This is a genomic window from Streptomyces sp. NPDC046831, from assembly GCF_040645305.1.
GTDB lineage: Bacteria > Actinomycetota > Actinomycetes > Streptomycetales > Streptomycetaceae > Streptomyces.
The window spans coordinates 97,558-116,639 of sequence record NZ_JBEYXZ010000011.1; the positions used below are offsets into that span (position 1 = coordinate 97,558).

Genomic DNA, 19,082 nt, shown 5'->3' on the forward strand with positions numbered 1-19,082 from the left:
GAAGATCCGTACCGCTGTCGATTATTTACAGAACCCGCGCGACATCTTGCGGACCTCTGGTGCCGGTGCTTGAGTGTGCGGCGCCCACTGCTCCTGCCCAGAGGGGTCCACCGATGAGAAGCACCGGGTTCCGCCGTACCTTCCCCGCGATCGGCGTCTGCTCCCTCGCCCTCGCCCTGACGTCCTGCGGGTCCGGCGACGACTCCGCGAACGGCAGGACGCGCATCACGGTCAACTGCGAGCCGCCCAAGAGCGCCAGGACCGACCGGCAGTTCTTCGAGGAGGACGTCGCCTCCTTCGAGAAGCAGCATCCGGACATCGACGTCGTCGCCCACGACGCGTTCCCCTGCCAGGACCCCAAGACGTTCGACGCCAAGCTCGCCGGCGGCCAGATGGAGGACGTCTTCTACACCTACTTCACCGACGTCCGGCACGTCGTCGACACCGGGCAGGCCGCCGACATCACCCCGTACGTCAGGGAGTTGCGCAGTTACGGCACCCTGCAGAAGCAGCTGCGCGACATCTACACCGTCGACGGGAAGGTCTACGGCATACCGCGCACCGGCTACTCCATGGGGCTGGTCTACAACCGCAGGCTCTTCGAGCGGGCCGGCCTCGACCCGGACAAGCCGCCGACGACCTGGGAGGAGGTCCGCGCGGACGCCAGGCGGATCGCCGCCCTCGGTGACGGAACCGTCGGCTACGCCGACTACAGCGCCCAGAACCAGGGCGGCTGGCACTTCACCGCCGAGCTGTACGCGCAGGGCGGCGACGTCGTCGGCCCCGACGGGAAGAAGGCCGCCGTCGACACTCCCGAGGGCCGTGCCGTCCTGCGCAACCTGCACGACATGCGCTGGACGGACCGCTCCATGGGCAGCAGGCAGCTGCTCGTCATCAACGACGTCCAGCAGATGATGGGCGCCGGCAAGCTGGGGATGTACCTGGCGGCCCCGGACAACATCCCGATCCTGGTGAAGGAGAAGGGCGGCAACTACGAGGACCTCGCCCTCGCCCCCATGCCCGGCGGCCGGGCCACCCTCGTCGGCGGCGACGGCTACATGTTCCACCGGCGGGCCACGCCCGCCCAGATCCGGGCCGGCCTGAAGTGGCTGGACCACATGTTCCTCACCCCCGGCAAGGGCTTCCTCGGCGACTACGCCCGCGCGAAGAAGCACGACGCCCCGGTCGGCCTGCCCGAACCACGGCTGTTCACCGGCGCCGCCGACGCCCGGGACCAGCAGGTCAAGAAGGCCAACGCCAACGTGCCCGTCGGGAACTACCAGGCCTTCCTCGACGGCAACCAGCAACTCGAGATGAAGATCGAGCCGCCCGACGCCCAGCAGCTCTACTCCGTCCTGGACGGCGTGGTCTCCGCCGTCCTCACCAAGGAGGACGCCGACATCGACCGGCTGCTGAAGGACGCCTCCCGCAAGATCGACGGCATCCTGGCCCGGAGCTGAGGGCCGATGACCAAGACGGCTGAGCGGCGGCCCGTCGAAAGGGCCGCCCCCCGCCCGGCGCAGGCGCCGCCCCCGGCCGGGGGCCGGGAACGGCGCCGCCTGGCCGACCAGGTCCGCGCCTACGCCTTCCTGCTCGGCGGCCTCGTCTGTTTCGCCCTCTTCTCCTGGTACCCGGCGATCCGCGCGGTCGTGATCGCCTTCCAGAAGTACACGCCCGGCGCGCCGCCCGAGTGGGCCGGCACCGCCAACTTCACGCACGTGTGGCACGACCCCGAGTTCGGCGCCGCCTGGCGCAACACGCTCACCTTCACGCTGCTGGCCCTGCTGATCGGCTTCGCCGTCCCCTTCGTGTTCGCCCTCGTCCTCAACGAACTCCGGCACGCCAGGGCGTTCTTCCGGGTCGTGGTCTACCTGCCGGTGATGATTCCGCCCGTGGTCGGCGCCCTGCTGTGGAAGTGGTTCTACGACCCCGGCGCCGGCCTCGCCAACGAGGCGCTGCGGGCACTGCACCTGCCCACCTCCGACTGGACCAACGGCGCCGACACCGCCCTGGTCTCCCTGGTGATCGTCGCCACGTGGGCGTCCATGGGCGGCACCGTGCTGATCTACCTGGCCGCCCTGCAGTCCATCCCCGGCGAGCTCTACGAGGCGGCCGAGCTGGACGGCGCGGGTCTGCTGCAGCGGATCCGGCACGTCACCGTGCCGCAGACCCGGTTCGTGATCCTGATGCTGATGCTCCTGCAGATCATCGCGACCATGCAGGTCTTCACCGAGCCGTTCGTCATCACCGGCGGCGGCCCGGAGAACGCCACCGTCACCGTCCTCTACCTCATCTACAAGTACGCGTTCCTCTACAACGACTTCGGCGGCGCCTGCGCCCTGAGCGTGATGCTGCTCGTGCTGCTCGGCGTCTTCTCCGCCGGCTACCTGCGGCTCACCCGGTCCGAGGAGGACGCATGAGCACCCGCACGCTCCTGTCCCCGGCGGCGCTCGCCCGCCCGCGCGGCAGGGCCGTCTACTGGACCGTCTTCACGGGCGCCGTCCTGCTGTTCGCGCTGGCCTTCCTCTTCCCCGTCTACTGGATGGTGACCGGCGCGGCCAAGTCGCCGGACGAGGTGGCCCGGACGCCGCCCACCCTGGTGCCGGAGCGGTGGCGCCCGGACGCCTACGCGGACGCCTGGGACCTCATGCAGCTGCCGCGGCACCTGTGGAACACCGTGGTGCAGGCGGCCGGCGCCTGGTTCTTCCAGCTGCTGTTCTGCACGGCGGCCGCCTACGCGCTGTCCAGGCTGCGGCCGGCCTTCGGCAAGGTGCTGCTCGGCGGGATCCTGGCCACCCTGATGGTGCCGGCGCAGGCCCTCGTCGTGCCCAAGTACCTGACGGTCGCCGATCTGCCCCTGATCCACACCAGCCTGCTCAACGACCCGCTCGCCGTCTGGCTGCCGGCCGTCGCCAACGGCTTCAACCTCTACCTGCTCAAACGGTTCTTCGACCGGATCCCGCGCGAGGTGCTGGAGGCGGCCCAGATCGACGGCGCCGGGCCGCTGCGTGTCCTGTGGTCGGTGGTGCTGCCCATGTCCCGTCCCGTGCTCGGCGTGGTGTCGATCTTCGCGCTGGTCGCCGTGTGGCAGGACTTCCTGTGGCCGCTGATGGTCTTCTCCGACACCGACAAGCAGCCGATCAGCGTGGCACTCGTGCAACTGTCGCAGAACATCCAGCTGACCGTGCTCCTCGCCGCGATGGTGATCGCCAGCATCCCCATGGTCGCGCTGTTCCTCGTCTTCCAGCGGCACATCGTCGCCGGGATCGGCGCGGGCAGCACCAAGGGCTGAGACGCCGCCCCCGAAGAAGGAAGGCACACCGTGGGACTGCCCACCTCCACCCCGGACCGGGACGACTGGTGGCGCTCCGCCGTCATCTACCAGGTCTACGTCCGCAGCTTCGCCGACGGCGACGGCGACGGCACCGGCGACCTCGCGGGCGTCCGCGCCCGGCTGCCCTACCTCGCCGGACTCGGCGTGGACGCTCTGTGGTTCACCCCCTGGTACCCCTCGCCGATGAAGGACGGAGGCTACGACGTCGCGGACTACCGTGCCGTCGACCCGGCCTTCGGCACGCTGGCCGAGGCGGAGAAACTCATCGCCGAAGCACGCGAACTGGGCATCCGCACCCTCGTCGACATCGTGCCCAACCACGTGTCCGACCAGCACCCCTGGTTCCGGGCCGCCCTGGCCGGCGGGCCCGAGCGCGAGCTGTTCCACTTCCGTCCGGGCCGCGGCGCGCACGGCGAACTGCCGCCCAACGGCTGGCGCTCACAGTTCGGCGGGCCGGCCTGGACGCGCCTGCCCGACGGCGACTGGTACCTGCACCTGTTCGCGCCCGAGCAGCCCGACCTCAACTGGGCCCACCCGGCGGTCCGCAGGGAGCACGAGGACGTGCTGCGCTTCTGGTTCGAGCGGGGTGTCGCGGGCGTCCGCATCGACTCGGCGGCCCTGCTCGTCAAGGACCCCCGGCTGCCCGACTTCGTGGAGGGCCGCGACCCGCACCCCTACGTCGACCGGGACGAACTGCACGACGTCTACCGCTCCTGGCGCCGGATCGCCGACGCGTACGGCGCGGTCTTCGTCGGCGAGGTCTGGCTCCCCGACTCCGAGCGCCTCGCCCGGTACCTGCGCCCCGACGAACTGCACACCGCCTTCAACTTCTCCTTCCTGACCTGCCCCTGGGACGCCCGGCGGCTGCGCGCCTCCATCGACGAGACGCTCGCCGAGCACGCCCCCGTGGGCGCTCCCGCGACCTGGGTGCTGTGCAACCACGACGTCACCCGCACGGTCACCCGCTACGGGCGCGCGGACACCCGCTTCGACTTCGCCACGAAGGCCTTCGGCACCCCCACCGACCTCGCACTGGGCACCCGGCGGGCCCGGGCGGCCGCGCTGCTGTCCCTGGCCCTGCCCGGCGCGGCCTACGTCTACCAGGGCGAGGAGCTCGGCCTGCCCGAGGCGGACATCCCTCCCGACCGCATCCAGGATCCGATGTACTTCCGCTCGGCGGGCACCGACCCCGGCCGGGACGGCTGCCGGGTGCCGCTGCCCTGGGAGGCCGGGGCACCGCACGCCGGGTTCGGCAGCCGGGAGGAGCCCTGGCTGCCGCAGCCGGACGGCTGGGGATCGTACGCGGCCGACCGGCAGCAGGCGGACCCGTCCTCCATGCTCACCCTCTACCGGGAGGCCATCCGTCTCCGCCCGCTCTTCGGCAGCGGCCCCCTCACCTGGCTGCCCGCCCCCGAGGGCGTCCTCGCCTTCGCCCGCGCCGACGGCGCGGCCTGCGTGGTGAACCTCGCTCCGGCGCCCGCCACGCTGCCCGGGCACACGCACCTGCTCCTCGCGAGCGGCCCGCTGGACGACCACGGCCGTCTCCCGCAGGACACGGCGGTCTGGCTGCGCACCTGACCCGGCCGCCCGGCACCACCCCGCTGTCCCACCACCCCCGTACGAAGGGATCGGCACATGCAGGGCACCACGCACCTCAGATATGTCAGGCACATGTCATCGGTCGGGGCGGCCGTCGCCCTGGCCGCCGGCACGCTCGTCGGCCTCGGCGCCCCCACCGCCCACGCGGCCGCCGGCGCGACCCTCCCGTTCACCTCCGTGGAGGCCGAGTCCGCCACCACCACCGGGACGAGGATCGGCCCCGACCACACCCAGGGCACCCTCGCCTCGGAGGCCTCCGGGCGCCAGGCCGTCCGGCTCACCTCCGGGCAGCGCGTCGAGTTCACCGTGCCGCGGGCCGCCAACGCCCTGAACGTCGCCTACAGCGTCCCCGACGGGCAGTCCGGCTCGCTCGACGTGTACGTCAACGGCACCAGGCTCGCCCGGACGATCCCCGTCACCGCCAAGTACTCCTACGTCGACACCGGCTGGATCACCGGCTCCAGGACCCACCACTTCTTCGACAACGCCCGCCTGCTGCTCGGCCGGGACGTCCAGGCCGGCGACAGGATCGCCCTCCAGGCCACCGACGTCCATGTCACCGTCGACGTGGCCGACTTCGAACAGGTCGCCGCGGCCGCCTCCCAGCCCGCCGGCTCGGTCTCCGTCACCTCCAGGGGCGCCGACCCCGGCGGACAGGGCGACTCCACCCAGGCCTTCCGGGACGCCATCGCCGCCGCCCAGGGCGGCGTGGTGTGGATCCCGCCCGGCGACTACCGGCTGACCTCCTCCCTCGGCGGCGTGCAGAACGTCACCCTCCAGGGCGCGGGCGCCTGGCACTCGGTGGTGCACACCTCCCGGTTCATCGACCAGTCCAGCTCCTCCGGAGGCGTCCACATCAAGGACTTCGCCGTCATCGGCGAGGTCACCGAGCGCGTCGACTCCCACCCCGACAACTTCGTCAACGGCTCCCTCGGCCCGGACTCCTCCGTCTCCGGGATGTGGCTCCAGCACCTCAAGGTCGGCCTGTGGCTCACGGGCAACAACGACAACCTGGTCGTGGAGGACAACCGCGTCCTCGACACCACCGCCGACGGCCTCAACCTCAACGGCAACGCCAGGGGCGTGAAGGTGCGCAACAACTTCCTGCGCAACCAGGGCGACGACGCGCTCGCCATGTGGTCGCTGTACGCGCCGGACACCGACAGCAGTTTCGAGAACAACACCGTCTCCCAGCCCAACCTGGCGAACGGCATCGCGATCTACGGCGGCAGGGACATCACGGTGCGCAACAACCTGGTGTCGGACACCAACGCCCTCGGCAGCGGCATCGCCGTCTCCAACCAGAAGTTCCTGGACCCCTTCCACCCGCTGGCCGGCACCATCACGGTCGACGGCAACACGCTGGTGCGGACCGGCGCCATGAACCCCAACTGGAACCACCCCATGGGCGCCCTGCGCGTCGACTCCTACGACAGCGCGACCGACGCCACCATCAGGGTCACCGACACGACGATCACCGACAGCCCGTACAGCGCCTTCGAGTTCGTCTCCGGCGGCGGGCGCGGCTACCCGGTCCGCAACGTCACCGTGGACGGCGCCACCGTGCGGAACACCGGCACGGTCGTCGTCCAGGCGGAGACCCAGGGCGCCGCGACCTTCCGCAATGTGACCGCCACCGGCGTCGGCGCCGCCGGCGTCTACAACTGCCCCTACCCGGCCGGCTCCGGCACCTTCGCCGTCACCGACGGCGGCGGCAACTCCGGCTGGAGCACCACCTGGTCGGACTGCTCGGCCTGGCCGCAGCCCGGCCAGGGAAACCCGGACCCCGACCCCGGCCGCAACCTCGCCCTGGGCCGCCCGGCCACCGCCACCGGCTCCCAGGACGTCTACACGCCCGGCAGGGCGGTCGACGGTGACGCCGGCAGCTACTGGGAGTCCGCCAACAACGCCTTCCCGCAGTCCTGGACGGTCGACCTCGGCTCGGCACAGGCCGTCGGCCGCCTGGTGCTGAAGCTGCCGCCTCCGTCCGTCTGGCAGGCCCGCACCCAGACCCTGTCCGTACTGGGCAGCACCGACGGGTCGGCCTACACGACGGTGGTGGCCTCGAAGGACCACCGCTTCGACCCGGCGACCGGCAACACGGTGACCGTCCCGCTGCCGGCCGGCACGACCCTGAGACACCTGCGGCTGACGGTCACGGCCAACACCGGCTGGCCCGCCGCGCAGTTCGGCGAGGTCGAGGTGTACCGGACCTCGTGACCGCCCGGGGCGCGCGACCGTACGGCGGTATTCGGGCAGGCGGTTGATTTCCGGCCGGCTCACGGTACTGTGCCCCGGTGACCACGCATTCGAACACACCTGCAGGTTGGTATCCCGATCCGCACGGAGCCGCCCTGACGCTCCGCTACTGGGACGGCTCCCAGTGGACCGAGCACACCCATGCCGACCAGCAGGGCCAGGCCACGCCGCAGATGCCGGCGCAGCCGGCCGGTGCCGACCCGCGCGTCCAGCACCAGGTGCAGCAGCAGGCCGAGGTCGCCCCGGGCGCCGTCGGCGGCGGCAGCCTCTTCAGCGAGCCCGTCCTGGTGGTGAACCAGAAGGCCAAGCTGATCGAGCTGACGAACGAGTACAAGGTCTTCGACCAGAACGGCAACCAGATCGGCGCCGTCACCCAGGTCGGGCAGGGCGCGCTGCGGAAGATCGTGCGGTTCCTCTGGAGCATCGACCAGTTCCTGACGCACAAGCTGGAGATCCGTGACGCCCACGGCCGGCCGCAGCTGCTGCTGACGCGGCCCGCGAAGATCTTCAAGTCGCGGGTCGTCGTCACGCGCCCGGACGGACAGCCCGTCGGCGAGATCGTCCAGCAGAACGTCTTCGGCAAGATCAACTTTGCGATGAACGTGAACGGCCAGAAGGTCGGCGCGATCAAGGCGGAGAACTGGCGCGCCTGGAACTTCGCCATCGTCGACCATGCCGACAACGAGGTCGCCCGGATCACCAAGACGTGGGAGGGCCTGGCGAAGACGATGTTCACCACCGCCGACAACTACGTCCTGCAGATCCACTACCAGCTGCCCGAGCCGCTGCGCACCCTCGTGGTGGCGACCGCGCTCACCGTCGACACCGCGCTCAAGCAGGACGCGCGCGGCTTCGGCTGACAGGCGGTCACGGCGGCGTGAGGCGCCCGGGTCCGGGCGGCGGCAGCGCCGGCTCTCCCGGAACGGGTCCGGGATGCACGGCCAGGACAGCGGCCACGGGGTGCGCCCCGTGGCCGCTGTGCCGTGTCCGGGCCGCGCGCCGGGCGCCCGCCGTGCCCGTCGCGTCAGCCGCGTCCGCGCGGCGCCCGGCCGTGCGGGCGGCGGCGCGCCCGGCCGGGGACACGTCGCCGCCGTCGGACGTCCGTACGGCACCCTGCTCGGCCGCACCACCGGGCGCCCGTGACGTGGCGTGCGCGGCGGTGCCGTCGTGCACTCCGGGGAGGATGGGGGCGGCGGCCGTGCCGTCGTGCGCTCCGGGAGGGACGCGATCGGTCGCGCCGTCGTGCGCTCGGGACGCGGTGTGCGCGGTCGAGGCCCGTCGTGCCCGCCCAGGGGCCTGCCTCCGTCCACGTGTCCGCGCCGGCCGGGGAACGCGCGCCCGCGCGGACGGCCGCTTTCGGCCCCGGGTGCGCGTGTGCCAGGCGGCTCGCGTCCGTCCGGTACCGTGCGCGGGCCCGGCCCCGGGCACGGACTCGGCGTCCGGCGCCGGCGCGGTGCCGTGGCCGGTCCGGGACAGCAGCACCACGCCCCAGGCGGCGAGCGCCGCGCCCGCCAGCGCGAGCAGGACGCCCGCCGCGCCGCCGCCGAGGCCCTGCCCGAGCAGGGCCAGCCCGATCACCCCGGCCGCCGCCGGGTTCGTCAGCGTGACCACCGCGAGCGGGGCGCCGAGGCCACCGCGGTAGGCGGTCTGCGACAGCAGCAGCCCGCCGACGGCGAAGGCGGCGACGAGCAGCGCCGTGACGACGACCTGCCCGGTCAGCAGCGGACCCGACCGGTCCGTCGCGGCGACCGTGACGGTCTGGGCGAGCGCGGAGGCGACCCCCGAGGCCACCCCGGAGGCGGCCGCGTGCCGCAGCCCCGGCCGCGCGCCCGGCCGCGACAGCGCGCCGATGAGGACGGCCGTGGCACCCGCCACCGCCACCGCCTCGACCGGGCTCAGCGCCTGCTCGGGCGTGGGCCCGGACGCCACGACGAGAAGGGCACCGAGTCCGAGGAGCGTGAGCGCGGTCCCGCGCCACTCGGCCGCCGCGACCCGGCGCCCCGCGGACCGGGCCCCCAGCGGCACCGCGGCCACCAGCGTCAGCGCGCCGAGCGGCTGCACCACGGTGAGCGGGCCGTACGCGAGGGCCACCACGTGCAGCAGCGCCGCCCCCGCGTTCAGTGCGACGGCCCACCACCAGGCACCCCGGCACAGCAGCCGCCGTACGCCCGCCGCGCCGGCGTGCGCGGCGAGCCGTTCCTGGGCCACCGCCGCGGCCGCGTAGGCCACGGCGGAGCACAGCGACAGGACCACGGCGAGCAGGGCGGCGCTCACCGGCCCGCGCCCGCCAGGACGTTCTCCCGCGCCGGCAGGCGGCCGCCGGCGCGCCGCCCGACGGCCGCCGCCGCGCGCTGCGGGAGCCGGACGACCGCGAGCGCGGCGAGGACCAGCACCGTCGCCGCCATCGCGTCGAGCCAGTAGTGGTTCGCCGTGCCCACGATGACGAGCAGGGTCAGCAGCGGGTGCAGCAGCCACAGCGGCCGCCAGCGCGACCGGGTGGCGAGGATCAGTCCGACCGCCACCATCAGCGCCCAGCCGAAGTGCAGGGACGGCATCGCCGCGAACTGGTTGGACAGGTGGTCGGTGCGCGGCGGGCCGTACACCGACGGGCCGTAGACGCGGGCGGTGTCCACCAGGCCGGTCGTGGCGAGCATGCGGGGCGGGGCGAGCGGGAACGCCAGGTGCAGCACCAGGGCCGCCGCCGTGACCGCCGCGAGGACCCGCCGGGCCCACACGTAGTGCGCCGGGCGCCGCAGGTAGAGCCAGACGAGGAAGGCCGCGGTGGCGGGGAAGTGCACGGTCGCGTAGTAGGTGTTGGCGAGGTGCGCCAGGGTGTCGCCGTGCAGCAGGGGGGACTGCACCGAAGCCTCGCCGGGCAGGTGCACCGCCCGTTCCAGGTCCCACACCCGGTGGGCGTTGCGGAAGGCCTCGCCGGTGTGGCCCGCGGCCAGCTGCCGGCCCGCCTTGTAGACGAGGAACAGCCCGGTGACGAGCAGGAGTTCGCGGACGAGCGGCGGCCGCGCTGTCGCGTCGGTCTTCCTCTCGGCGGCCTTGGCGCGGGCGTTCATCCCGGGGCCCCCTCGGTGACGGTGGTGCGTGTGGTGGTGCGTGTGGTGGTGCGGCCGTGTCCGGGACCCTCCCGCACGGCATCGATACGGTCGCGTACCGATACGCCGTTGTACCGATACGAGAGTGTACCGATACGCTTGAGTACCGGTACACTGGCGTACCGATGGCTGCGCCACACTGGACACAGGCCCCGTGGAGCGCGGGGCGCGAGCGAGGAGGAGAGCGATGACGTCGCAGGCCGCGGACCGACCGGAGACGGTCGGAGCCTCGCGCCGCTCCAAGATCACGCCCGAGCGTGAGCAGGAGTTCTTCGACGCCGTGCTCGACCAGATCCGCGAGTGCGGCTACGAAGCCGTCACCATGGAGGGCGTCGCGGCCAGCACGCGGTGCAGCAAGTCCACGCTCTACCGGCAGTGGAGGACCAAGCCGCAGTTCGTGGCGGCGGCGCTGCGCGCCAACCGCTGCTCGCGGCTCGCGGGCATCGACACCGGCTCGCTCGCGGAGGACCTGCGCCGGGCGGCGCGGGCCGCGGGGGAGTGGTCGGGCCGCGACACCCGGCTCCTGCAGGCCCTCGGGCACGCCATCACGCAGGACAGGGAGCTGCAGCAGGCGCTCCGCGAGACACTCGTGGAGCCGGAGGTCGCCGCGCTGAAGGAGATCCTGCGCCGCGGGGTGGAGCGCGGGGAGGTGGCCGCCGGCCATCCGGCGCTGGAGTACGTGCCGGCGCAGGTGCTCGGCGTCCTGCGCGTGCGGCCGTTCCTGGAGGGGGAGTACGCCGACCCGGACTACCTGGTCCGGTTCGTGGAGGCCGCCGTGCTGCCGGCGCTGGGCCTCGGCTGAAGACGCGGGCCGCCGTCCACGGGATGACTGGACGGTGACCTGCCCGCGCCGCACCGTGGGGACGGGGGCGGCGCGCACCCCCGGCCGGGCGGGGTTCCTCTGGAGCGGAGAGGGACCCCGCCCGGCTGATGCGTGCGGGAGCGTGTGACCGGTCGTCCCACCCCGGCCGATGCGTGCGGTCTCACGGCCGGCCGGGCCTCCCGGATCGGCCGGTTCCGGACCGGTCGGGCGCAGAGGGCGCCCCCGGCGGCGGCCGGCCTGCCCCGGCCCGATCCGGCGGACAGGCCTCCGGGCCCGCCCGTGACGTACACGACCCGGGACCCGGTGACGTACAGGGACCCCGGACCCCGGGACGTACAGGGATGCCCCGGCCCCGGTGACGTAACAAGGATCCCGGACCGGGACGGGTGGGGATCCCCAACTCCGTGACGGACAAGGGTGCCCCGGACCCGGTGACGGGCAACGCCCCGGGCCCGGGAGGGATCACACGTTCTGGCCGTCGCCCCCGCCGGAGGAGGCCTTGATGCCCCGGGTGATTTCGTCGATGACGGACAGCTTCTGGCCGACGTCGACGCCGAACCGCACGACGACCAGCTGTTCGGGCGAGACGGGCGAGGGGAACGCCAGCGACTCGACGTAGCCGTCGGCGCCCTTGCTGGTGACCGCCTTCCAGCGGACCAGGTAGCCCTGCTGCCCGGCGACGGTCACCGCCTTGGAGGCGAGCACCTGGTGCGAGGTGATCCCACCGTAGGTCTTCCCGCCGTAGGACTCCTGGGCGTTGACCGCGATGTCGGCCTTCGCGACCTCCTCGGCCGTGCCGCCCTTGGCGCCCAGGGCCAGGGCGGGCGCCGAGTACGCGCCGCCCGGCGTGCAGGTCAGGGTCGCGTCACCCGGGCACTTGTACGAGCCTTCCGAGGTGACCTGCGCGCCCACGCTCATCCGCCGGCCGTACCAGCCGTCCGGAATGGGCAGGCTGATGCCGCTGAGCCGGTCCGGCACCGCACCGCTGGTGATCTTCGGTGCCTCCGACCCGTCCGGCGAGGGCGACTGCCCGCCGTCGCCGTCCGGCCCGCCCGGACCGCCGCCGAACGGGCCGCCCCGGCCGCCGGGGCCCTCCTGACCCTGCCGGGAGCCGGCGCGGTTGCCGCCGTCGTCGCCCTTGGTCAGCGCGTACACGCCCACGCCGATGCTCGCCAGCACGGCGGCGGCCACGGCCACGGCGATGCCCGTGCGCAGACCGCGGCGCGGGGCGGCCGGCGGCTGCGCGGGGTACGGGGGGTAGCCCGGGTACGCCCACTGGCCCGGGTACGCCGGCTGGCCCGGGTACGCCGGAGGCGCCCCGGCGGCCGGCTGCTGCTGCGGCGGGGGACCCCATACGGCGGCCGTCCCGGCGGGGCGGGTCCGGTCCGTCCATGCCTTACCGTCCCACCAGCGCTCGGTGGCGGGGCCGTCACTTGATTGCCCGGGGTCGGGGTACCACCCGGGGGGAGTCACCTGCGTCATGCCCCCACCGTATGAGGCGTCGGTGAAAGCCGGATGAGAGGACCCCGGACCGGCCGGCCCGCCGGTGCCGGCGCACCACCGCGCGCCCGGCGGGGCGGCGGCGAAGTGGACCTGCTTTACTGCCCGTTGACCCGCAGGACCGCCAACCGGCGCAGGTCACCGCCTTCGTGCGTCGCCTCCTGTACCGCAGTTCGCCCGACACGGCAATGCGTGCCCGGACGGTCCTCCACCGCGGCGGCCGGAGGGCTAGGCTCGCAGTCGTACGTCGTTCGGGCGACTTGGGGAGGTAGCGGGATGACGGAGGGACGGCCGGGTGAGGCCGCCTCGGTTTCCCTGTGGGAGCGCGACGAGGAGGTCGCCGCCGTCGTGCGGGCCCTCGACACCCTGTGCGCGGACCGCTCGACCCCGGGGAGTGCACTGGTGTTCCAGGGGGAGGCGGGGCTCGGCAAGACCGCGCTCCTCGCCGAGACCCGGCGGCTCGCCGAACGGCGCGGCTGCACGGTCTGGTCGGCGCGCGGCGGCGAGATCCTGCGCTCCGTCCCCTTCAACGTCGTACGGCAGTTGCTCCAGCCCGCCCTCGTGTCGCTGATGCCCGAGGAGGCCCGCGAGTACCTCGGCGACTGGTACGACATCGCGGGCCCGGCGCTCGGCATCGCCGCACCGGGCAGCCGCCAGGCCGACCCGCAGGGCGTGATCGAGGGGCTGGTCGCCGCGGTGCGCCGGCTCGCCGGGCGCGAGTGGCCGCTGGTGCTGCTGATCGACGACGCGCACTGGGCCGACCAGGAGACCCTGGGCTGGCTCGCCGCCTTCACCCAGCGCCTCGACGACCTGTCCGTGCTGGTCGTGATCGCCCGCCGGGCCGGTGACACGGCCGGCGCCCGCCACCTCGACGAGGTCGCCGCCGCCGCGGGCGTCAGCGACCTGAGCGCCCTGACGCCGGAGGCGACGGCCGGTCTCACCCGCGCCACCCTCGGCCCGCACGCCGACGCCGCGTTCTGCCGCGAGGTGTGGGCGGTGACCGCGGGCAACCCCTACGAGACCGTCGAACTCCTCGCCAAGGTGCAGGACAGCGAGATGGACCCGGTCGAGCCCCACGCCGGCGAACTGCGCGCCCTGAACCGCACGGCCCGCGGCGGGGGACTCGTCGCCCGCCTGGAAGGCCTCGGCATCGACGCCACCCGGTTCGCCTGGGCCGCCGCCATCCTGGGCACCGGCATCTCCGTGGACCTCGTCGCCCGGCTCGCCACCATGAACCCCGACGACGCGCGGCGCTGCGCCGAACTGCTGCGCGGGGCCCGCATCCTGACCGACCCCGACCCGGCGCACGCCCGGGCCGGCCACGGAGACCTGGAGTTCGTGCACCCGCTGATCGCCAGCGCCGTGTACAACTCCGTCCCGGACGCCCTGCGCACCGCCATGCACGGCATCGCGGCCCAGCTCGTCACCGACTCCGGGATGGGCGCCGCCGCGGCGTCCCGGCACCTGCTCCAGGTGCACCCGGACGACGACGAGGAACTCGTCGAGCAGCTGCGCCAGGCCGCCCGCGAGCACCTCGCCGTCGGCGCCCCCGACGCGGCCCGCCGCTGCCTGGAGCGGGCCCTGCTGGAACCGCCCACCCCCGAGGTGCACGCGCGGGTGCTCTACGAGCTGGGCTGCGCCACCCTGCTGACCGCGCCCGCCACCACCATCGAGCACCTGCAGACCGCGCTGGCCATGCCCGGCCTCGACGGCGACACCCGCGTGGACGCCGTCTGCCGCCTCTCCCAGGCCCTGCTCCACAACAACCAGCTGGAGGAGGCCGTCCGCACCGTGGAGGCGGAGGCGGCCCGGCACGAGGCGGGCCCCACCCGGCTTCGCTTGCAGGCCGTGCAGTACATGTGGGAGGGCCTGTACGCGGGCGAGGCGACCTCTCCCGGCCGCTCCCAGCGGCTCGCCGAACTCGCGGCGGGCTGCACCGGACGCGACAACTCCGAGCGCGCCCTGCTCATCCTGCGCGGCTTCGACGCCATGGCCCGCGGCGAGAACGCCGAGGAGGTCGCCGAACTGTGCGACCGCGCCCTCGTCAACGGCCGCCTCGCCCCCGGACTCGGCTGGACCGACACCGAGTGGGGCATCGAACTGCTGCTGATGCTGGCCAGCGCCTACGCCTACTGCGATCGCCTCGACCGGGCCGAGGCCCTCTACACCGAGGGCCTGAGCGCCTACGAGTGCGCCGGCTGGAGCGGCGGCCACCTCGCGCTCGCCCTCGCCTATGTCGGGCTCGGGCACCGCAGACGCGGACGGCTCAGGGAGGCCGAGAGGACGCTGCGCGAGTCGCTGCGCGTCGCCGAACGCGTGGGCCGCGGCCTGCCCCTGTACTGGACCGCCACCTGCAACCTCGTGGACACGCTGCTGGCCCGCGGTCATGTCCAGGAGGCCTGGCAGGTGGCCGAGCAGTACGGCTTCGCGCCGCCGTACCCGTCGACCATCGTCATCCCCGATCCCCGCACCGTGCGCGGCAGGCTGCTGCTCGCCGTCGGCCGCACGAAGGACGGCATCAACGAACTGGAGGCCGCGGAGAAGGCGGCGACCGTCCGCGGCCACCACAACCCGGTGATGGTGCCCTGGGCCGTCGACCTCGCCCGGGCCCTGGCCGCCGACGACCCGGCCCGCGCCGCCCAGCTCGCCACCGACGCCCGCCGCCAGGCCGAGCGGTTCGGCACGGACACCGCCATAGGGCAGGCCCTGCGCTGCGCCGCCGCCCTGGAGACCGGGCAGCGCGCGGTCCGCCTGGCCGCCCGGGCCGTCGCCTACCTGGAGGCCTCGCCCTGCCAGTACGAGCACGCGGCCGCCCGCGTCGAGTACGGCATCGCCATCCGCTCGGTGGCGGAGCTCGAGCGGGGCCTGGCGCTGGCCCGTTCGTGCGGCGCGGACGGACTCGCGGACCTGGCGCGCCGAACCCTGGACGCCGAGGACTTGCGGTAGCCCCTATGGGCCACGGGCGCCTGTTCGTCCCGCGGTGCCCGCGGTGCCGGACGCGTGCTCGCCTCCCGGCCGCCGTTCGCCTGTCCGTGCTGGTCAGGCCTCCGCCCGGCCCCCACGGGTAAGCGTCCGCCGCCGTCCGCCCGTCCGTGCCGGTCAGGTCTCCGCCCCGCCCCGCCCGTGCCCGTGAGCGTCAACCGCCGCTCGCCGCCCCGCGCCGGCCGGGATGTCCGCCCCGCCTCGCCCCTGCCCGTGAGTGCTCGTCGCAGTCCGCCTGTCCGCGCCGGTCAGCTCTCCGCCCCGCCCGTAGGGCCCCGCCGCTGTCGCCTGCTCACCCCCGCACGGGTGGGCCCGGCCGTGCGCCCGCGGGGCTGGGCGACGCAGCCGCCCCGGGCGGGCGTCCCGGGCGGCTGGGAGCGGCCGGTGGCGGGGCCGGGCGGGTCAGTCCGCGTCGGGCCCCTCCTCGGCCAGCACCCGCTGGGCCACCGCGAACGCGGAGTTGGCGGCCGGGACCCCGCAGTACACGGCGGTCTGGAGCAGTACCGCGGCGATCTCCTCGGGCGTGAGCCCGTTGCGGCGTGCGGCCCGCACGTGCATCGCCAGTTCGTCCAGGTGGCCGTGCGCGACCAGTGCCGTCATCGTGATCATGCTGCGTTCGCGGCGCCCGAGCGTCGCGTCGGTCCAGATCTCGCCCCAGGCGTACCGGGAGATGAAGTCCTGGAAGCGGGCGGAGAACGGCGTCTGCCGGGCCTGCGCGCGGTCGACGTGCGCGTCGCCGAGCACCGCCCGCCGCACCTCCATGCCGCGGCGGGCCGTCCCGTCGAAGTGCGTCCGCAGCGCGGTGAGCACGGCCTCCGGGCACTGCGCGGGCGCCAGGTGCGAGGCGCCCGGGATCTCGGCCAGCGCCGCGCCGGGCACCGCGTCCGCGATCTCCCTCAGATGCGCGGGCGGTGTCGCCGGGTCCTCCCGGCCCGCGATCAGGAGGGTGGGCGCGGTGATGCCGGGCAGCGCCTCGCGCAGGTCGAAAGCGGCCAGCGCGTCACAGCAGGCGGCGTACGCCTCCGGGTCGGCCTCGCGGTGGTCCCGGACCAGCGCCTCGTCCGTGAAGCCGCCGGTGAACCAGCGCTCGCCGGCGCTCGCCACCAGCCAGTCCAGGCCCTCCCGCCGGACCCGCTCGGCCCGCTCCCGCCACGGCCCCTCGCCGTTGAAGTGCGCCGAGGAGCAGAGCACGGCCAGGGACGTCACCCGCTCCGGATGGTGCACGGCGAGGTGCAGGCCGACCGCACCGCCCAGGGACACGCCCGCGTAGGCGAACCGGTCGATGCCCAGCGAGTCGGCGAGCGCGAGCACCAGAGCGGCGAGGTCCCCGACGGTGGCGCCGGGGCCGACGAGGTCCGCCGGGGAGCCGCCGTGCCCGGGCAGGTCCCAGCGGACCACCCGGTGCCCGGTCGACAGCTCGGGCGCGACCTTGTCCCACAGGGCGTACGACGTGCCGAGCGACGGCCCGAGCAGCAGCGGGGGAGCCGAAGCGGAACCTTCGAGGCGGTGGTTGAGGAGTTTCTGGGTCAACGTCGCTCCAGGGCGCGGTCGGTGAGGGCTCCGGCGGAGCCGGTGTAACGGGCGGGGTCGGTCAGCGCGTCGAGGTCGGCGCCCCGCACGTCGTCCTCCTCGGCGAGCAGGTCGCGCAGGCCGCGCCCCTCGGCGTAGCTGCGCCGGGCGAGCTCGGTGAGCAGTTCCTTCGCCCGGGCCCGGCCTAGCAGCGGGGCGAGCTCCGCGGACAGCCGTTCGGAGACGATCAGGCCGTGCGTCAGGGCGAGGTGGTCCCGCATCGCGCCGGCGTGCACCCGGAGCCCCTCGGTCAGCTCCGCGGCGTCCCGGGCGGCGCCGCCGGTCAGCCGCAGCAGGTCGCGCAGCGGCTCCCACTCGGCGTGCCAGGCGCCGGCCGGCCGCTCGTCCGGTGCCGCCAGGGACCCGTACAGCGTCGCCGCGAGCTGGGGCGCGCGCCGGGCCGCCGCCGCGACCAGCGTGGACCGCACCGGGTTCGCCTTGTGCGGCATGGCCGACGAACCGCCGCCGCTGCCCTCCGCGAGCTCGGCGATCTCCGTGCGGGACAGGGTGAGCACGTCCTCCGCGATCCGGCCCAGCGCGCCGGCCGTGAAGGCCAGGCACCCGGCGAGGTCGGCGACGGGGGTGCGCAGCGTGTGCCAGGGCAGCAGCGGCTCCGCCAGCCCCAGTTCACGGGCGTAGGCGCCCGGCAGCGCCGTCGCGTCGCCGGCGCCGTACGCGGAGAACGCCGCCAGGGTGCCCGCCGCGCCGCCGAGTTGCGCCGGCAGCGCCTCCCGCACCCGCGTGACGCGGTCCCGGGCGTCCAGCACGAGGGAGCGCCAGCCGGCCGCCTTCAGGCCGAACGTCGTCGGCACCGCGTGCTGCGTGAGCGTGCGGCCCGGCATCACCGTGTCGCGGTGCTCGGCGGCCAGGCGCGCCAGCGCCCGCTCGGTGCGCCCCAGGTCGGCCAGTACCGGCTCCAGGGCGCGCACGGCGACCAGCATCGTCGCCGTGTCCAGGATGTCCTGGCTGGTGGCGCCCCGGTGGACGTACGGTCCGTGCTCCTCGCCGACGGCGCGGGTGAGGTCCGCCACCAGGGGGATGACGGGGTTGCCGCCGCTGCGGGCGCGCTCCGCGAGGGAGCGCGTGTCGAACCGGCCGGCGGCCGCGCGGGTCACCGCGTCCGCCGCCCCGTTCGGGGCGAGGCCCAGCGCGGCCTGGGCGCGGGTGAGCGCGGCCTCCGCGTCGAGCAGGGCCCGCAGGTACGCGCCGTCGCTGGTCGCGGCCGCCGCCGCCGAGCCCGCCCAGCCGGGGCCGAGCAGGCCGGCGTCGTACTCCGGGGGACCGTCGCCGGCTGCCGAGGTCACCGGAACTCCAGGAAGACCGTCTCGCCCTCGCCCTGGAGGCGGATGTCGAACCGGTGGGCGCCGCCGGCCTCCGGCGCGGCGATCAGCGTGTCGCGCCGCGCGGGCTCCAGCCGGGCGAGCAGCGGGTCGGCGGCGAGCGCCGCCTCGTCGCCGGGCAGGTAGATGCGGGTGAACAGGTGCACGAGCAGGCCGCGCGCGAACACGCACACGCTCAGGTACGGCGCGTTCCGCCCGCGCGCGCCGGGCCGCAGCGTCCGCACGTACCAGTGGCCGTCGGCGTCGGTCTGGATGCGGCCGAAGCCGGTGAACTCCACGCCGTTGCGGCCGAGGAAGCCGCCGGAGGCGGGGTCGCGGCGCAGGGAGCCGTCCGTCGTCGGCACGTTGCCGTCCGGATCCGGCCCCCACACCTCCACCAGGGCGTCCGGCAGGGGCCGGCCCTCGCCGTCGTAGACGTAGCCGTGCACGGTCACCGTGTCCGGGTGGCCCAGCGGCGCGACGTCCTCGCCGCCCGGGAAGGGCAGGGCGTAGCCGTAGAAGGGGCCGACCGTGTGCGACGGGGTGGGCAGCACGCTCTCCGGCCGGTCGGTGTCGATCTTCGTCATGGC

Annotated in this window: 13 protein-coding genes and 1 pseudogene; 8 read left to right on the forward strand and 6 right to left on the reverse strand. The window is 74.5% G+C overall.

Annotated elements, in window-relative coordinates:
• Positions 1–113 precede the first annotated feature (113 nt).
• The 6 genes from ABZ920_RS12710 to ABZ920_RS12735 all read left to right on the forward strand — a co-directional run bounded on the left by ABZ920_RS12710 (position 114) and on the right by ABZ920_RS12735 (position 8,052).
• Positions 114–1,460 carry an extracellular solute-binding protein gene (locus tag ABZ920_RS12710; RefSeq protein WP_361502499.1) on the forward strand — a complete coding sequence of 449 codons (1,347 nt, stop codon included), beginning with the start codon at positions 114–116 and terminating at the stop codon, positions 1,458–1,460.
• A 6-nt stretch (positions 1,461–1,466) separates the two neighbouring features.
• Positions 1,467–2,420: a sugar ABC transporter permease gene (locus tag ABZ920_RS12715; RefSeq protein WP_361502502.1), complete on the forward strand. Its 954-nt coding sequence runs from the start codon at positions 1,467–1,469 to the stop codon at positions 2,418–2,420.
• Positions 2,417–3,292, forward strand: a complete 876-nt coding sequence (locus ABZ920_RS12720) for a carbohydrate ABC transporter permease (protein ID WP_361502505.1) — start codon at positions 2,417–2,419, stop codon at positions 3,290–3,292. Before ABZ920_RS12715 ends, ABZ920_RS12720 begins: the two co-directional genes overlap by 4 nt.
• A 30-nt stretch (positions 3,293–3,322) precedes the next feature.
• Positions 3,323–4,912, forward strand: coding sequence for a glycoside hydrolase family 13 protein (locus ABZ920_RS12725; RefSeq protein WP_361502508.1), 1,590 nt, complete (start codon positions 3,323–3,325; stop codon positions 4,910–4,912).
• 57 nt (positions 4,913–4,969) lie between these two features.
• The gene (locus tag ABZ920_RS12730) at positions 4,970–7,153 is read left to right on the forward strand and encodes a discoidin domain-containing protein (protein WP_361502511.1); all 2,184 of its coding nucleotides are present in this window, start codon (positions 4,970–4,972) and stop codon (positions 7,151–7,153) included.
• A gap of 77 nt (positions 7,154–7,230) precedes the next feature.
• The gene (locus ABZ920_RS12735) at positions 7,231–8,052 is read left to right on the forward strand and encodes a phospholipid scramblase-related protein (protein ID WP_361502514.1); all 822 of its coding nucleotides are present in this window, start codon (positions 7,231–7,233) and stop codon (positions 8,050–8,052) included.
• A gap of 607 nt (positions 8,053–8,659) precedes the next feature.
• Here ABZ920_RS12735 and ABZ920_RS12740 read toward each other — a convergent pair.
• Both ABZ920_RS12740 and ABZ920_RS12745 read right to left on the reverse strand, forming a co-directional pair.
• Positions 8,660–9,466: pseudogene (locus ABZ920_RS12740) on the reverse strand (hypothetical protein); the annotation flags it as partial.
• Positions 9,463–10,260, reverse strand: coding sequence for a phosphatase PAP2 family protein (locus tag ABZ920_RS12745; RefSeq protein WP_361502517.1), 798 nt, complete (start codon positions 10,258–10,260; stop codon positions 9,463–9,465). The pseudogene ABZ920_RS12740 and the gene ABZ920_RS12745, both read right to left, overlap by 4 nt.
• A 226-nt stretch (positions 10,261–10,486) precedes the next feature.
• Here ABZ920_RS12745 and ABZ920_RS12750 point away from each other — a divergent pair, with 226 nt between their 5' ends.
• The gene (locus ABZ920_RS12750) at positions 10,487–11,101 is read left to right on the forward strand and encodes a TetR/AcrR family transcriptional regulator C-terminal ligand-binding domain-containing protein (protein WP_361502520.1); all 615 of its coding nucleotides are present in this window, start codon (positions 10,487–10,489) and stop codon (positions 11,099–11,101) included.
• 483 nt (positions 11,102–11,584) lie between these two features.
• Here the strand turns inward: ABZ920_RS12750 and ABZ920_RS12755 are convergent, their stop codons facing one another.
• Entirely contained in the window at positions 11,585–12,604 is a 1,020-nt protein-coding gene (locus tag ABZ920_RS12755) for a DUF2510 domain-containing protein (RefSeq protein WP_361502523.1), read from the reverse strand.
• Positions 12,605–12,898: 294 nt separating this feature from the next.
• On the opposite strand from ABZ920_RS12755, the gene ABZ920_RS12760 reads away from it, so the two are divergent.
• Positions 12,899–15,568 carry an AAA family ATPase gene (locus tag ABZ920_RS12760; protein ID WP_361502525.1) on the forward strand — a complete coding sequence of 890 codons (2,670 nt, stop codon included), beginning with the start codon at positions 12,899–12,901 and terminating at the stop codon, positions 15,566–15,568.
• Positions 15,569–16,006: 438 nt separating this feature from the next.
• Here ABZ920_RS12760 and pcaD read toward each other — a convergent pair whose 3' ends face one another.
• From pcaD to pcaG, 3 genes are read right to left on the reverse strand one after another with little or no spacing between them, the layout of a single operon-like run.
• Positions 16,007–17,134 (reverse strand): 3-oxoadipate enol-lactonase, encoded by a 1,128-nt coding sequence (gene pcaD, locus ABZ920_RS12765; protein WP_361502528.1) that lies wholly within the window; start codon positions 17,132–17,134, stop codon positions 16,007–16,009.
• A complete protein-coding gene (gene pcaB / locus ABZ920_RS12770) occupies positions 17,131–18,477 on the reverse strand; it encodes a 3-carboxy-cis,cis-muconate cycloisomerase (protein ID WP_361502531.1) in 1,347 nt (448 codons plus the stop codon). Before pcaB ends, pcaD begins: the two co-directional genes overlap by 4 nt.
• A complete protein-coding gene (pcaG, locus tag ABZ920_RS12775) occupies positions 18,474–19,079 on the reverse strand; it encodes a protocatechuate 3,4-dioxygenase subunit alpha (RefSeq protein ID WP_361502534.1) in 606 nt (201 codons plus the stop codon). The genes pcaB and pcaG overlap by 4 nt, the downstream gene beginning before the upstream one ends.
• Between the last annotated feature and the right edge of the window lie 3 nt (positions 19,080–19,082).